The sequence below is a fragment of the Streptomyces sp. NPDC111516 genome, from assembly GCF_055635345.1.
This window is the reverse complement of the sequence record NZ_JBVKBV010000016.1, coordinates 83,905-96,372: the sequence shown is the minus strand read 5'-3', so window position 1 is coordinate 96,372 and position 12,468 is coordinate 83,905. Positions and strand designations below refer to the sequence as shown.

Genomic DNA, 12,468 nt, shown 5'->3' with positions numbered 1-12,468 from the left:
GACTCAGGGGGTACGCACGCATGCGTGGTGCGCGTGCGATACGAATCGTACCGAGCCGCGGGCCCCCTCTGCGAAACGGTGGAGCCGCGAAGGCCCCCGGCTCCCCCGCGGACCGCCCGCCATCCCCCCTGTCAGCTGTGCGTGTACGGCTCTGTCGGCCACTCACGCCGCCCCTGTTCGCCCGTGCACGCCTCCTCGAAATAGTCGACGTTCTCCTGGAGCGACTTCATCAGCCGGTCCCGTTCCGCCTCGTCCACCTGCACGGGCACCACCTGCGCGGTCCGGGTCAGCCGCCGGAAGCCGCCGCGGCTCTCCAGCCTGCCCTCCACCCTGATCGGAAGCCCCACCAGGTGGGCGTGGCCGGCGATCCGGTACGCCTCCTCGTCCAGCTCCAGCCGTACGTGCGACACCTCGGCGCCGGCCAGCACCCGCAGCCGTACGATTCCGGCGCCACGCGGTCCCGAGCGGCGCAGCCGGACGACGGCGCCGGTGATCCGTACCGTCACCGCGGGCTCGTCCCGAAGGTAGCGGGCGCCGGCGCGGCGCAGGGCGGGCAGGTCGCCCGGGGAGAACTCCACCGGCTCGGGACGGGCAGGGCAGCCTTCGGGGATCCCGGCGGCGGGCGCCCACTGAAGGGCGATCCCGGCCCCTTCCGAGCCCTGGACCAGCGCGATGAGGGCCTCGGTGAGTTCCCGGCCGGCTCCTGCCTCGACAGCGGCGTCGAAGGCGTCGAACCCGCCGGTGGCCCGCTGGTAGTCCACGGCGTCGCGGGTGGCGTGCAAGGCGTGGTAGAGCCGCACGGCGACGGGTCGGCCCGGGTCCACGGGGACGAACGCGGCGAGCTCGCGACCGCCGGGCGCGGGCCCGACGAGGATGCCGTCGAGGGCCGCCCGGGCCCTGCGGCGGTGGCGTGCGCCGTGGTAGCCGGCGCGTGCCCGGACGGCGAGGGCTCCGGCGAGCAGGATCTGCCGGGCGGCGCTGTGCAGCTGCTCCGCTCCCGTCCAGTCGGCCGCCCCGGCCGCTCCCCCGGCCGGTTCGGGGACCTCGCGCCACCACCGGATCTCGTCGCTGGGCACGGCGAGGGAGACCAGGACCTCGCGGGCGGAGGGCGCGGCGCTGCGGGCGAGGGCGGTCAGCGCCTCGCCGAGGAGGTCCTCGCTGTCCGGGAAGGCGGTGGTGTCGGGAACGAGGAGGCTCGTACCGCCGCCGGGCGGGGCCGGTGGTCCCGGTGGGGTCCAGCGGCTGTACCGTCCGGCCGCTCCGCCGCGGCGGAGCCAGCCGTGCCGGTCGAGCAGGGCGGCGAGGACCGCGGGGTCGACCCGGGCGGGGTCGGGGATGTCCCCGGGCTGCCGGGGAGCGGTGGACCACGGTCCCGCGGATTCGCCGGGGTGCGGACGTATGGCTGCCGGGATCACTTCGTTGACGGAGTTGACGGACTCGTCCATCGGCCGGTGCATCAGGGTCTCCCTCCCGCCCCTACGCGGGTCATGATCTCGCAGAGCGCCCGGTCGTCGAAGATGCTCGAGGTCGGGATCCGCACGGTGGTCCGGTGCCGGCCGGTGACCGCGTGACCGGCCAGGTTGGTCCAGTAGCAGCAGTGCCGCAGGTCGAGCCGGTCGTGTCCGGCGCGCAGCCACTCGTCCTGGCTGCGCGGCACGATCATCACGACGAGGATCTTGTGCACCGACACGGGGGTCCGGGCGAGCTTCACGAGATGTGCGTTGTCGAGCGTGAAGGAGAACGTCGGTCCCGGCGGGTGCGGCGGGATTTGGTAGGTGCATTTGAGCTGCACCTTTATGGTCACTTCGTCGTCCACGGAATGGCCGGGGGCGCCATGGCTGACGTGCCAGTCGATGCCGTTGTCGGGGAACGGCTGCGACAGGGAGCACCCCGCCGCGGCCGCGACCGCGTGCAAGTAGCCCACCTGGAGCGTCTCCATGCAGGCGGTGGTGGCGAGTGTGCCGCGCAGCGGTGCGATCCGCTGGGGCAGCAGCCCGCTCGGTTCGGGCTGCGCGAGCGCCATGGCTGCGTGGGCCTTCCCGGCTGTGCCGATCGGTATTCGACGGATGGTTCTCGATGGCGGGGTGACGGACAACTTCCGTTCCCCCCACCTGTGTTGTCACCGCACGGAACGGCGCGCAAACGGCGTATCAGGCAAAGGGTGCGGGTATCACCGGACCGGGCAGGGGAATCACGCCATCTGCCGCTCGGGCACGAGGAGTTCGGAGATGACTCACTGGTACGAAGGGCCACTGGCCGCATTTGACACCGAGACAACGGGAGTGGACGTCGAGGAGGACCGGATCGTTTCGGCCGCCCTGGTCGTCCAGGACACGGCAGGCGGGCGGGTGCGGGTCACCCGTTGGCTGGTGAATCCGGGGGTTCCGGTGCCCGTGGGGGCAACCGCGATCCACGGCCTGACCGACGATCATCTTCAGCGCAACGGCCGCTGGCCGGCGCCGGTGGTGGAGGAGATCGCCCGTGCGCTCGCCGAGCAGTGCGCGTCCGGCCGGCCGCTCGTCGTGATGAACGCACCGTTCGATCTGACCCTGCTGGACCGGGAGTTGAGGCGCCACCGCGCTTCGTCACTCGCCCGGTATCTGCAGAACACACCGCTGTGCGTGCTGGATCCGCGCGTGCTCGACAAGCATCTGGACCGCTACCGCAAGGGGCGGCGGACCCTCACCGATCTATGCGAGCTGTACGGGGTGGTGCTGGACGGCGCGCACGACGCGGCGGCCGATGCGGCGGCCTCGCTGGAGCTGGTACGCGCGGTGGGGCGGCGGTTCTCGTCCCGCCTGGAGCGGCTGTCCCCGCCGGAGCTGCACACGTTGCAGGCCGTGTGGCATGCGGCACAAGCGCGTGGGCTGCAGGCGTGGTTCGCGAAGAACGGCACGGTCGAGGCGGTGGATCCCGCGTGGCCGCTGCGCCCGGAGCTGCCCGCCGCGGCGTGATCGGACGCGTCGGGCCGATGGCCACCGGCACGGCTCCCCGCGCCTGGACATGCAGAGGCCGGTCCGTCGATTACTGACGAACCGGCCTCTTCCGGGTGGGCGATACTGGGTTCGAACCAGTGACCTCTTCGGTGTGAACGAAGCGCTCTCCCACTGAGCTAATCGCCCGGGAACGGGTTGAACCATACAGGGCTCGTGGCGTCCGGTTCAAACTCCTTCCAGCCAGGCCGTGAGGCCCCGGCGCCCGGAGCGCATCATCAGGGCGTGGTTGGCCCGGAACACGGCGCGTCCGGGCACGGCGAGGAGCCGCATCAGCCGTCGGTGCACCTCGACCTCCTGCTCGTACGTGGCACGGCTGCCGGCGCCGTGCGCGGTGACCGTCCACCGGGCCCAGCCGACGAGGTCGCCGCCGAGGGCCGCTTCGAGAACCCGGGCCGCGGGGTCGCGGCGGCGTTCGCGGACGGTCATGACGAGGTCGTACGGGAGGAAGGAGCGGATCCGGGTGGTGCCGGTGGTGCCGTCGACCGAGGTGACCTCGCGGACCTGCGGCCACCATCGCGGGTAGTCGTCGGGGCGTCCGAGGATCTCGTACACGGTGTCGGGCGGTCCCGGCAGGTCCCAGACACTCACGAATCGGTAGCGGCTCCAGTCCATGGCCCCAGTCTGCGCGTACTCAGCCGGGGAACTGAGTATCCGAGCCCATGTCCGGTCCTGTTGCCCGCGCCACACTCCCGTTCATGGAACATGTGCCGCCGCCCGCCGAGGAATTGGCGCTCCTCGATCGCGAGCTGGCCCGGCTGGATGCCCGCCGGTCCCAGTTGCTGGTTCGTCGCGCCTGGCTGGTGAGTGTGCTGGCGCGCCCCGCCGCGCCGCCGTTCGCCGCCCCGTTCGGGCCGTCGGCGCCGGTCCGGCCGCCGGCCCCGTTCGCGGCTCCCTTCGGCCCTCCCGCCGCGCCGGCCGGGCCGCGCAGCGCGCAGAACGTGCTGCTCACCCTGGGCGGTCTGCTGCTCACGGTCGCCGCGATCGCGTTCACCCTGGTCAGCTGGGGTCAGATGGGCATCGGTGGCCGCTCGGCGGTGCTGACGACGGTGACGGTCGCGGCGCTCTTTGCTCCCGCAGTGCTGCTGCGACGCGGGTTGCCCTCGACGGCCGAGTCGCTCGCCGCTCTGGCGTCGGTGCTGATGGTGCTGGACGCGTACGCGCTGCACCGGATGGCGGTGCCGGAGGCCGACGGTCCCGGTTTCGCCGCGGTCGCCTCGGCGGTGCTGGCGGTGCTCTGGGGCGCGTACGGGCTGCTGTTCGGCCGGCTTCGGCTGCCGCTGCCCCTGGCAGTGGTGACCGCGCAACTGCCGCTGTTGCTGTGGGCGTGGTCGGCGGGTGCAGGGGCCACGGTGTTCGGCTGGGCGTTGCTGGCGACAGCAGCGCTGGACTGTGCGATCGCGGTGTGGGGCAAGGGAGTTGCGGTACGGGTGACGGCCTGCGTCTGCTGCTGGACGACGGGTCTGCCGGCCCTGCTGGTTGGCCTGGGGCAGTCGGTGTCCGCCGATGCGGTGTCGGCCGCGGTGGCGCCGGGTGTGCTGTTGCTCGCGGGCGCGGCGGTCGCGGTGGCCGGGGCGTGGCGTGCGCCGGCGGGGCTCGCGGTGGCCGGTGGGGCGGTGGCCGGGCTCAGCGGGGTGGCCGCGGTGGGCGGTGTGCCGGGTGCCGGGGTGGCCGGGGGCTGGTCCGTGCCGCTGTACCTGCTGTGCGGTGTGGTGCTGTTGGCGGCGGTGCGTGCTCCGCTGCCCCGCCCGGTCGGGAAGGGGCTGCTGTGGGCCTCGTCGGCGGTGACCGTGGGCTCGCTGCTGGCTGCGGTGCCGCCGGTCGGCCTGTCGCTGGTGGGCACGGTGTCGCAGACGGCCCGGATGTGGTCGGGGGTGCCGGACGGCGGGGTCCGGGGCGCGTTGGGTATGGAGGGCATGGCGTGGTCCGGAATGGCTTCGGCCCCGGTGGTGCTGTTGGCGGTGGCCGCACTGTCGGGGTTGGCGTACCGGTCGTGGGCGTCGTGGGTGCGGATGGCCGGGCCGGGCGTTGCGCCGGGGGCGGCGTGGCGGGGCGCGGCGGGGGCTGGTGCGGTGGCGCTCGGCTGGGCGGGGTTCACCGCGTTGCCCGCGGTGCTGGGACTGTCGTACGCGGCTGCTGTGTCGGTGCAGTCGGTGCTGGTCGCCGGGGTGTTCGCGGTGGCAGTACGGGAATTGCGCCGGGGGACGGACGGGGTGGGGCCGACCGCGCTGGTGTGCGGTCTGCTCGGTGCGGTGAGCGTGGGGATGCTGTCGCTCGCCACGGAGACGGCCACGTACGCGGTGTTCACGGTGCTGCTGGTGGTGTTCGGGGCGGCTGCGGTGGTGCTCGGCGGTACCGCGGTCCCGGCGGCGCGGGCCTTGCCACCGCTGCCGGCCGCTCAAGCGGCGCGTGGGGCAAGGGTGTTGCGGATGGCGCAGGCGGTGCCGGCGTGTGGTGCGGTGGTGTGCGGGATGGTGGTGGCCCGTGCGGTGGGGGCGTCGTGGGGGCTCGCCGGGTATCGGGCGGCGCCGGTCATGCTGGTCGTCCCTGCGGTGACGGTGCTGCTCGGGGCGCGGCTGCGGGGCCGCCCCCCGGCTCTGCCGGTCGAGCTGACCGGGGCCGTGGCGGGTGTCGTGGCCGTGGGCATGGCGGTGCCGGACCGGCCGTTCCTGGCGTCGGTGCTGGCGCTGTGCGGGGTGCTGGCGGCGGGCACGGCCGTACGGGCCGAGCGCCGGCCGGTGGCCGGGTATCTGGCGACGGCGCTGTTCGTCCTGGCGGCCTGGGTGCGATTGTCGGCTTCGGGGGTGTCGGCCCCGGAGGCGTACACCCTGCCGGTGACGGTGCCCGCTCTGGCGGTCGGTGTGCTGCGTCGGCGCCGTGATCCCGAGGCGTCGTCGTGGACGGCGTACGGGGCGGGTCTCGCGGCGACTCTGCTGCCGAGCCTCTTCGCGGCATGGGCCGATCCGTACTGGGTGCGGCCGCTGCTGCTCGGTGCGGCGGCGCTGGTGATCACCCTGGCGGGGGCGCGGCTGCGGCTGCAGGCTCTGCTGCTGCTCGGCGGTGCGGTGCTGGCGCTGGACGCCGTGCACGAACTCGCGCCGTACGTGGTCCAGGTCGTCGGCGCGCTGCCGCGCTGGTTGCCGCCCGCGCTCGCCGGCGTGCTGCTGCTGGTGGTCGGGGCGACATACGAGCAACGGCTGCGCGATGCGCGGCGCCTGAAGGACACCCTGGGCCGGATGCGTTGAGGTGTGCTGCACGGCCGGGCCCGGGGCGCCCTCGGGGGCCTCGGGCCCGGCCTGTGGTCTGCGACGTGGGGGCGCCGGCCGGGACGAGTCGGGCATCCGAACAGGCAACGTCAACGGTTGCGACGAAATCGGTGGAAGCGCTTCGACCACATGCGCGGCGCAGCGGCTCGTACCGCCCCTGCGGGCGCGAGCCGCTCCGTACGGGAGCGTCGCCTCGCCTCGCCTGCGCGGGAAACGCAGAGAGCCCGTGAGACTCTGCAGTCTCACGGGCCCTCTGTCCCGGGTGGGCGATACTGGGTTCGAACCAGTGACCTCTTCGGTGTGAACGAAGCGCTCTCCCACTGAGCTAATCGCCCGGGCGCAGGCCAAACATTACCGCATGTCAGCGGCGCCCCATGACCATCCCCCGGTCACTCGTGGATCTTCCACGGCATGGTCACGCCGAACTTCCAGACGTAGATCCCCAGGAGCACCGCGATGATCACCAGACCGGTCACGGTGAGGATGACGTTGCGCCGCCGGACCTTGGGATCGAGCGCCCGCTGAGCGGCCTCGGTGACCTTCCGCCGCGTCCAGCGCAGCACCAGCTGCGCCCAGACGAACTCGGTGGCCCAGATCGCCATGCCGCCGAAGATCACCAGCCAGCCTGGACCGGGCAGCGGCAGCATGATGATCCCCGCGACGACCACCGCGAGACCGACCACGAAGACGCCGACCTGCCAGCTCAGATGCAGCGCCCGCGACGCCTTGATGAACCCGGGTGCCCGGGAACCGAGCTCCCGGTCCTCCTTCGTCACACCCTCCGTGATCTCAACGGTCACGCTCCGTGTCACATCCCCCGTGGCGGACAACGGTTTCGCCGGTCCGGCGCCTCCGTCCCGCTCGTCACTCTCCGCGTTCATGGGAGCCAATCTACCGGAACGCCCTTCATCACCAGAATGGCCGCATAACCCAAAGTTACCCACCGCTGTACGAGCTACCTGAAGCCACACAAAAAGGTCAGAGGGGTTTACAACGCCACCGTAGGTGGCATGTCGATTTCGCCGACGTGCGAATCCCCGAGCGCACACTGAGCGAAAGGCCCTGGCGCTTATGAACACCACGGTCAGCTGCGAGCTGCACCTGCGCCTCGTTGTGTCGAGCGAGTCCTCACTGCCTGTACCCGCGGGCCTGCGGTATGACACGGCCGACCCTTATGCCGTGCACGCCACCTTCCACACCGGAGCGGAGGAGACGGTCGAATGGGTTTTCGCCCGCGACCTCCTTGCCGAGGGGCTGCATCGGCCCACCGGCACCGGAGACGTCCGCGTCTGGCCATCACGTAGTCACGGCCAGGGCGTCGTCTGCATCGCACTGAGCTCCCCAGAGGGCGAAGCCCTGCTCGAAGCCCCGGCGAGGGCCCTGGAGTCGTTCCTGAAAAGGACCGACGCCGCGGTTCCGCCAGGCACCGAGCATCGTCACTTCGATCTCGACACGGAGCTCTCACACATCCTGGCCGAGAGCTGAGCCAGGCCGAGAGCTGCACGGCGCCGTCCGACTCGGGGAGACGGCGCCGCGCGGACAACCTCATAGGGCTGACACCGACGCCGTCATCACGGAATCCACCGTGGTGACGGCGTCGGTGCACGTTTCCCGCCCACCCGTGCGGCCACGCTCCGCTCACCGGTACGCGCCACGCAGGCCCACCGCCCCGCCACGGCCCGGACGGGCGGCCACCGGCCATGAATACCCGGAGGTGGCCGGTACGCACCCCTCGCGCCCCGCACGGACCCTCTCGGGCCTCTGTGCGGCGACACCGAGCCAGTAGAGTCAGCCGGCATCGGCGGGCACCCGCCCGCCGGAGGCCAGGGAGCGAAAGCGTGCTGATCCCCCACGACACCCGGATCGCCCTCGACACGGTGGTCGACCTGCTGAACACGGCGCCGGAGAGCGGGCAGCCGGAGGGCGGGCCGGTCGACGGTCTCGCCGACATCGAAGCGCTGCACGACTTCGCGCGCCGTCATCGCATCAGCGGCGTGGGCGAGCTCCACGAGAAGGACCTGCGGGCCGTACGGGACGTACGGAGACGCTTCGCCGAGATCTTCGCGACGGACGCCGCCCGGACCGCAGCCTCGCTCGTCAACGCCCTCGTCGCAGCCGCCGGCACCACACCGCAGCTCAGCAACCACGACGGCTACGACTGGCATGTGCACTACTTCGCACCGGATGCCTCGGTCGCCGACCACCTCGCGGCCGACTGCGGCATGGCCCTGGCGTTCATCGTGGTGGCGGGCGAGCAGGAACGGCTACGTCGCTGCGAGGCGCCGGACTGCCGACACGCCTTCGTCGATCTCTCCCGCAACCGCTCCCGGCGCTACTGCTCAAGTCGCACCTGCGGTAACCGTCTGCATGTGGCCGCGTACCGGGCACGCCGCAAGGAAGCGGCCGACTGACCGTTCACAGGATGAAGAGATCATGCACCGCGGCCATCAGCAGCAGGCTGCCGATCACCGCGAGGAAGATCATCAAAGGGGGCTGGGAAAGCGCGAAGAGGCAGCCGCGCGGCTCTTCGTCAGGGGGTGCGGGGGCATCGCCCCGGGAGGTGTCCACCATCTCGAGACGATCATGACTCAGACCGGGCCCCGTTGGCGATCAACACGCCTTTTCGCGCCGGGAGTTCACCCGCCGCGGAGTGCGGCGCGATTCGCTCCGGCGTCCGATCACCCGTCAGGTTTTCGGTACGACGACCCCTGAACCACCCGTCGTTGACGTCGACGTTGCACAACGCCACAGCATTCCCACCGAATTCGATCCCCTGCCGGACTGGACCAGGCGCCGGGCGCGGAGTCGGACCGGGAGTTGCGGGCAGGAATCGCGGGGAGGCGGCACAACCCGGTCTCAGCGAGGTGTCGCGCTGGAGGCGCGCACCACGAGCTCGGGCTGGAGCACCACACTGCGGTGCTCGTGGGTACCGCCCTCGTCGTCCGCCTCCTCCAGCAGGAGCTCCGCGGCCATCCTGCCCATCACGACGGCGGGCTGACGGACCGAGGTCAGCGGTACGGCAGCGGCCGCCGCGAACTCGATGTCGTCGTAGCCGACGATGGCGATGTCGTGCGGCACCCGCACGCCCGCCGCGTACAGCGACTGCAGCACACCGAGGGCGAGCAGGTCGTTGGCACAGAACACCGCGGCCGGCCGGGGCACGAGTCCGAGCAGCCGGGCCCCCGCATCGCGCCCCGCCGCCACGTCCAGACGGTCGGAGGGGATCTCGACGAGTGCCTCCGGCGGCAGTCCGGCCTCGGCAAGGGCCGACAGGGCGCCTTCGCGCCTGTCCCTGATCTGGTGGAGGTCTCCGGTGCCGCTGACGTACGCCACGGAGCGGTGCCCGGACGAGACCAGATGACCGACGGCGAGGGCGCCGCCACGGACGTCGTCGACGGAAACCGCACAGGTCCCCGCACCGGACGCGACCCGGTCCACCAGCACGAACGGAATCCGGTGCCGGCGGAACGCCTCCAGGTTGCGGCCGGTCGCGTCGGCCGGGGTGACCAGGACGCCGCACACCCGTTGCTCGGCGAAGAGCCCGAGGTACTCGGCCTCCTCCGTCGGGCTCTGGCCGCTGTTGCAGACCATGACACCGAGGCCGGCCTCACGGGCGACGCGCTCGGCGCCGCGGGCCACGTCGACGAAGAACGGGTTGCCCATGTCCAGGACGAGCAGTGCCATGATCCGGCTCCGGCCGGCCCTCAGCTGACGGGCAGACTCGCTGCGCACGTACCCGAGGTCATCGATGGCGGCCAGCACCCGGGTACGGGTCTCCGGCAGCACCGCCTCGGGCCGGTTGATCACATTGGACACGGTGCCCACGGAGACTCCGGCCTGCCGCGCCACATCCTTGATCCCTGCCACACGCGCCACTTGCCCTGCCCCACTGATGCCCTCGGCCGCACCGGTCCGCGGCGCCCCCCATCGTACGGACGCCACCGCGGGCCCCCCCGTCGTCCCGGGCCGGCCCCCCGGCATCACCCCCGGTCCGAATGAATTGTTTCAATCCGATCGCGACGCCGGCTCCACGGCTTACACCGCCGTCAAGGCAATCCGTGAATCGATTCAGTCGCCCATCACGCCCACACCCCCGCCGCGGTGGTGCGGATCAGATGCCGTGCTTCTTCAGGATGGCCTCGATGTCGCTGAAGTCCTCGCCCGGGGATGCGGACTGCTCCTTCGCGTTGGTCTTCGGGGCTGCCTGCGCCCGGGTCGCCGGGAGCCCGGAGCCGAGGGAGGGCGCCGAAGCCGCCGGAGCGACGGCCCCGCCCTGCGCCGCCCGTGCGGCGGCCTTGCGTTCCTTACGGGTACCGACGCCTCGGCGCTCGATCGCGCGCGTGGTCATGAACAGCAGCCAGGCCACGGCGAGGAGCCCGAAGCCGAGCCAGATGCTCGGCTTGAAGGCGATTCCGGCGACCCAGTCCACGATCCCGGTCAGCACCAGCCCGATCGGGACCAGGGAGTAGGCGGCGATCCGGGCCGCGGCGAGGAAGCGCTTCCGGTACGCGGTCACGGCGGCGATGCCCAGGCCCGCCGCTGACACCGCGGAGCAAATGGTCTCGGCAAGCATCGGGGGCCTCCAGGCACAAGGGGAAACGTCCCTTCCATCCTGCACCGCCCACCGCCCGGGTGGCCACGATCCGGGACCACATCAGGGACATTTCAGGGCCGGGATCCTCCCGAGGTGCCGATTCGGAAGCACTCCGGTCGTTCGAAGCCGGAGCGGACCGGACGGGGATGCGGATTGGGATGCTCGCGCGCGCCCTGGGAGACTGGCCGCATGAGCGATTCCACCGCCGCAGCGCCGGTCGTCCTCGACCTCTGGTGCGAGCTCCAGTGCCCCGACTGTCACCAGGCCCTCACCGATGTGCACGCTCTGCGGGCCAAGTACGGCGACCGGCTGGAGGTGCGGCTGCGGCACTTTCCACTGGAGAAGCACAAGCACGCCTACGCCGCCGCGCAGGCCGCCGAGGAAGCGGCTGCCCAGGGCAAGGGCTGGCCGTACGTCGAGGCGGTTCTCGCCCGCACCGCCGACCTCGGCCGCACCGGCGAGCCGCTCCTGATCGAGGTGGCACGGGAAATCGGCCTGGACGCCGAGGAGTTGGACACAGCCCTGATCGACGGCCGCCACATGCTGATCGTCGACGCCGACCAGGCCGAGGGCAAGGCGATCGGGGTCACCGGCACGCCGACGTATGTGATCGGCGACGAGCGGCTGGACGGCGGCAAGAGCCAGGACGGACTGCGCGAACGGATCGAGGAGATCGCCGACCGGCTGCTCGCAGCGCAGGGCTGAGCCGACGGAGAGTCAGAGCGTCTTGGCCAGGTTGTACTGAGTCGTTCGGTAACCGAGCGACTCGTACAGCCGCAGAGCCGGTGTGTTGGCGGCGAAGACATGCAGCCCGAGGCGGTGGGCGCCCGCGTCCAGGGTGATGCGCTCCGCCTGCCACATCAGGGCACGTCCGTAGCCTCGGCCCCGGTACTCCTCGTCCACTTCGACGTCGAAGACGTATCCGGCCTTTTCGCCCGGGCTGTCTTTGCCCACCGACACCCAGACATGGCCGACGACCGCGCCCTCGTGAACGAGGACGTGGAAATGCATACCCTCGGTGTCGATGCCATCCGGCAGGTTACGGGCATGGTCGGACCGGGACTTCTGCATGGCCTGGTCAGCCGGAACGCCCTGGTCGACCCAGGACTGCGCATAGGTGTCGACGCTGGTGCGCTGCCAGTGCGCGAACTCCTCGGCACTCATCTGCCGGGCGACGACACCGTCCGGCAGCGGCGGCGCCGTCCGGTCGAGCTCCTTGAGCATGTTCCGGCTGCGTTCGATGTAGCCGAGTGCGGCCGCCAGGCCCTGGGCTCCCTCGTTGCCCTCGGGTACCACCAGGCACACCTGGGTGCAGCCCCAGCCACGCAGCACCTCCTCGGCCGCCAGCGCCGCGATGGTGCCGCGGCCTCGCCTGCGGCGGGATTCGTCGACGCTCAGCGAACGCAGCACGCCGGCCGACCCTCCGAACCGCGGATCCGTGCCGATCTCGACGGCGCCGACGGGCCGCCCGTTGTCGCACACGTCATACGCGCGGCTCTTCGCGCCGTCGGCGCCTTGCTGGATCGGCCCGGTCGGCCGGAGGGTCGTAGTCATCGGAGTTGTTCTATCCGCTGGGCCCCGGCCCGTCACCCGGTTTTACGGAGTCGAGGCGTGG

The 12,468-nt window shown here is 71.8% G+C and carries 13 protein-coding genes and 2 tRNA genes; 5 read left to right on the top strand and 10 right to left on the bottom strand.

The features are described 5' to 3' along the window. Positions 1-131: 131 nt before the first annotated feature. Together ACZ7L9_RS26485 and ACZ7L9_RS26480 are read right to left on the bottom strand one after the other, a co-directional pair. A complete protein-coding gene (locus ACZ7L9_RS26485) occupies positions 132-1,457 on the bottom strand; it encodes a hypothetical protein (RefSeq protein WP_471418848.1) in 1,326 nt (441 codons plus the stop codon). Beyond that, the gene (locus ACZ7L9_RS26480; protein WP_471418847.1) at positions 1,457-2,023 is read right to left on the bottom strand and encodes a DUF4365 domain-containing protein; all 567 of its coding nucleotides are present in this window, start codon (positions 2,021-2,023) and stop codon (positions 1,457-1,459) included. The genes ACZ7L9_RS26485 and ACZ7L9_RS26480 overlap by 1 nt, the downstream gene beginning before the upstream one ends. A gap of 205 nt (positions 2,024-2,228) precedes the next feature. Here ACZ7L9_RS26480 and ACZ7L9_RS26475 point away from each other — a divergent pair, with 205 nt between their 5' ends. Then, the gene (locus ACZ7L9_RS26475) at positions 2,229-2,954 is read left to right on the top strand and encodes an exonuclease domain-containing protein (RefSeq protein WP_471418845.1); all 726 of its coding nucleotides are present in this window, start codon (positions 2,229-2,231) and stop codon (positions 2,952-2,954) included. A gap of 96 nt (positions 2,955-3,050) precedes the next feature. On the opposite strand, the gene ACZ7L9_RS26470 is transcribed toward ACZ7L9_RS26475, so the two are convergent. After that, positions 3,051-3,122: transfer RNA gene (locus ACZ7L9_RS26470), tRNA-Val, on the bottom strand. Between the two features lie 39 nt (positions 3,123-3,161). Then, complete coding sequence (locus ACZ7L9_RS26465; protein ID WP_471418843.1) at positions 3,162-3,608, bottom strand: SRPBCC family protein; 447 nt, start codon at positions 3,606-3,608, stop codon at positions 3,162-3,164. An 83-nt stretch (positions 3,609-3,691) separates the two neighbouring features. On the opposite strand from ACZ7L9_RS26465, the gene ACZ7L9_RS26460 reads away from it, so the two are divergent. Continuing rightward, on the top strand, positions 3,692-6,238 hold the full coding sequence (locus tag ACZ7L9_RS26460; RefSeq protein ID WP_471418841.1) for an SCO7613 C-terminal domain-containing membrane protein: 2,547 nt from the start codon (positions 3,692-3,694) through the stop codon (positions 6,236-6,238). A gap of 284 nt (positions 6,239-6,522) precedes the next feature. Here the strand turns inward: ACZ7L9_RS26460 and ACZ7L9_RS26455 are convergent. Both ACZ7L9_RS26455 and ACZ7L9_RS26450 read right to left on the bottom strand, forming a co-directional pair. After that, positions 6,523-6,594: transfer RNA gene (locus ACZ7L9_RS26455), tRNA-Val, on the bottom strand. Positions 6,595-6,648: 54 nt separating this feature from the next. Beyond that, positions 6,649-7,140: a TIGR02611 family protein gene (locus tag ACZ7L9_RS26450; protein WP_471418839.1), complete on the bottom strand. Its 492-nt coding sequence runs from the start codon at positions 7,138-7,140 to the stop codon at positions 6,649-6,651. 190 nt (positions 7,141-7,330) lie between these two features. Between ACZ7L9_RS26450 and ACZ7L9_RS26445 the strand changes: the two genes are divergently transcribed. Both ACZ7L9_RS26445 and ACZ7L9_RS26440 read left to right on the top strand, forming a co-directional pair. Continuing rightward, positions 7,331-7,744 carry an SsgA family sporulation/cell division regulator gene (locus ACZ7L9_RS26445; protein ID WP_003959770.1) on the top strand — a complete coding sequence of 138 codons (414 nt, stop codon included), beginning with the start codon at positions 7,331-7,333 and terminating at the stop codon, positions 7,742-7,744. A gap of 353 nt (positions 7,745-8,097) precedes the next feature. Continuing rightward, positions 8,098-8,670: a CGNR zinc finger domain-containing protein gene (locus tag ACZ7L9_RS26440; RefSeq protein WP_471418837.1), complete on the top strand. Its 573-nt coding sequence runs from the start codon at positions 8,098-8,100 to the stop codon at positions 8,668-8,670. Positions 8,671-8,674: 4 nt separating this feature from the next. Here the strand turns inward: ACZ7L9_RS26440 and ACZ7L9_RS26435 are convergent, their stop codons facing one another. The 3 genes from ACZ7L9_RS26435 to ACZ7L9_RS26425 form a co-directional block, all read right to left on the bottom strand. Then, positions 8,675-8,830 (bottom strand): hypothetical protein, encoded by a 156-nt coding sequence (locus ACZ7L9_RS26435; RefSeq protein ID WP_471418835.1) that lies wholly within the window; start codon positions 8,828-8,830, stop codon positions 8,675-8,677. A gap of 285 nt (positions 8,831-9,115) precedes the next feature. Beyond that, the gene (locus tag ACZ7L9_RS26430; RefSeq protein WP_471418833.1) at positions 9,116-10,135 is read right to left on the bottom strand and encodes a LacI family DNA-binding transcriptional regulator; all 1,020 of its coding nucleotides are present in this window, start codon (positions 10,133-10,135) and stop codon (positions 9,116-9,118) included. Between the two features lie 235 nt (positions 10,136-10,370). Beyond that, positions 10,371-10,832: a hypothetical protein gene (locus ACZ7L9_RS26425; RefSeq protein WP_471418831.1), complete on the bottom strand. Its 462-nt coding sequence runs from the start codon at positions 10,830-10,832 to the stop codon at positions 10,371-10,373. Between the two features lie 210 nt (positions 10,833-11,042). Here ACZ7L9_RS26425 and ACZ7L9_RS26420 point away from each other — a divergent pair, with 210 nt between their 5' ends. Next, positions 11,043-11,558, top strand: coding sequence for a DsbA family protein (locus tag ACZ7L9_RS26420; protein WP_471418829.1), 516 nt, complete (start codon positions 11,043-11,045; stop codon positions 11,556-11,558). Between the two features lie 12 nt (positions 11,559-11,570). Here ACZ7L9_RS26420 and ACZ7L9_RS26415 read toward each other — a convergent pair whose 3' ends face one another. Further along, a complete protein-coding gene (locus ACZ7L9_RS26415) occupies positions 11,571-12,407 on the bottom strand; it encodes a GNAT family N-acetyltransferase (RefSeq protein WP_471418827.1) in 837 nt (278 codons plus the stop codon). Between the last annotated feature and the right edge of the window lie 61 nt (positions 12,408-12,468).

Coding starts and splice junctions, on each gene's coding strand:
- ACZ7L9_RS26485 (WP_471418848.1), bottom strand. CDS start 1,457: ATGCACCGGCCGATGGACGAGTCCGTCAACTCCGTCAACGAAGTGATC.
- ACZ7L9_RS26480 (WP_471418847.1), bottom strand. CDS start 2,023: ATGGCGCTCGCGCAGCCCGAACCGAGCGGGCTGCTGCCCCAGCGGATC.
- ACZ7L9_RS26475 (WP_471418845.1), top strand. CDS start 2,229: ATGACTCACTGGTACGAAGGGCCACTGGCCGCATTTGACACCGAGACA.
- ACZ7L9_RS26465 (WP_471418843.1), bottom strand. CDS start 3,608: ATGGACTGGAGCCGCTACCGATTCGTGAGTGTCTGGGACCTGCCGGGA.
- ACZ7L9_RS26460 (WP_471418841.1), top strand. CDS start 3,692: ATGGAACATGTGCCGCCGCCCGCCGAGGAATTGGCGCTCCTCGATCGC.
- ACZ7L9_RS26450 (WP_471418839.1), bottom strand. CDS start 7,140: ATGAACGCGGAGAGTGACGAGCGGGACGGAGGCGCCGGACCGGCGAAA.
- ACZ7L9_RS26445 (WP_003959770.1), top strand. CDS start 7,331: ATGAACACCACGGTCAGCTGCGAGCTGCACCTGCGCCTCGTTGTGTCG.
- ACZ7L9_RS26435 (WP_471418835.1), bottom strand. CDS start 8,830: ATGGTGGACACCTCCCGGGGCGATGCCCCCGCACCCCCTGACGAAGAG.
- ACZ7L9_RS26425 (WP_471418831.1), bottom strand. CDS start 10,832: ATGCTTGCCGAGACCATTTGCTCCGCGGTGTCAGCGGCGGGCCTGGGC.
- ACZ7L9_RS26420 (WP_471418829.1), top strand. CDS start 11,043: ATGAGCGATTCCACCGCCGCAGCGCCGGTCGTCCTCGACCTCTGGTGC.
- ACZ7L9_RS26415 (WP_471418827.1), bottom strand. CDS start 12,407: ATGACTACGACCCTCCGGCCGACCGGGCCGATCCAGCAAGGCGCCGAC.